At 44.3% G+C, this 454-nt stretch carries 2 protein-coding genes; both read left to right on the top strand.

Features of this window, described 5'->3' with window-relative positions:
• The first annotated feature begins 59 nt into the window (after nt 1-59).
• Nucleotides 60-227: a YciX family protein gene (locus K0039_RS25320; protein ID WP_001297116.1), complete on the top strand. Its 168-nt coding sequence runs from the start codon at nt 60-62 to the stop codon at nt 225-227.
• Between the two features lie 113 nt (nt 228-340).
• Nucleotides 341-436: a small membrane protein YmiC gene (ymiC, locus tag K0039_RS25315; protein ID WP_001310756.1), complete on the top strand. Its 96-nt coding sequence runs from the start codon at nt 341-343 to the stop codon at nt 434-436.
• The last annotated feature ends 18 nt before the right edge of the window (nt 437-454 follow it).

Genomic DNA, 454 nt, shown 5'->3' with positions numbered 1-454 from the left:
GGTTCTGCACTTTTCTGGGTGGTCGTCGCACTGCTGATTTGGAAAGTGTGGGGATAACTATGGTCGGTCAGGAGCAACTGGAGTCGTCACCATTATGCCAGCATAGTGACAATGAAACAGAAACGAAACGGGAATGTTCCGTCGTTATTCCAGACGACTGGCAACTAACATCGCAGCAGCAAGCCTTTATAGAACTGTTTGCTGAAGATGATCAGCCGAAACAATAATTATCATCATTCTTATTACCCATTTTTAATGAATTAAAGGGCTTTTAATACACCGCAGCAATAACAGCTTGAGTTATCTCAACACAAAATAATAACCGTTAAGGGTGTAGCCTATGATCAACACAAATATGAAATATTGGTCCTGGATGGGCGCGTTTTCTCTGTCGATGCTCTTCTGGGCCGAACTCCTCTGGATCATTACTCACTGATCCTTGACCCCGCTGCGG

The organism is Terrisporobacter mayombei, assembly GCF_020748465.1.
GTDB lineage: Bacteria > Bacillota > Clostridia > Peptostreptococcales > Peptostreptococcaceae > Terrisporobacter > Terrisporobacter mayombei.
This window is presented reverse-complemented; position numbering and strand designations above follow the sequence as displayed.

Excerpts from the sequence above, each read along its gene's own strand:
- K0039_RS25320 (WP_001297116.1), top strand. The coding sequence starts at position 60 with ATGGTCGGTCAGGAGCAACTGGAGTCGTCACCATTATGCCAGCATAGT.
- ymiC (WP_001310756.1), top strand. The coding sequence starts at position 341 with ATGATCAACACAAATATGAAATATTGGTCCTGGATGGGCGCGTTTTCT.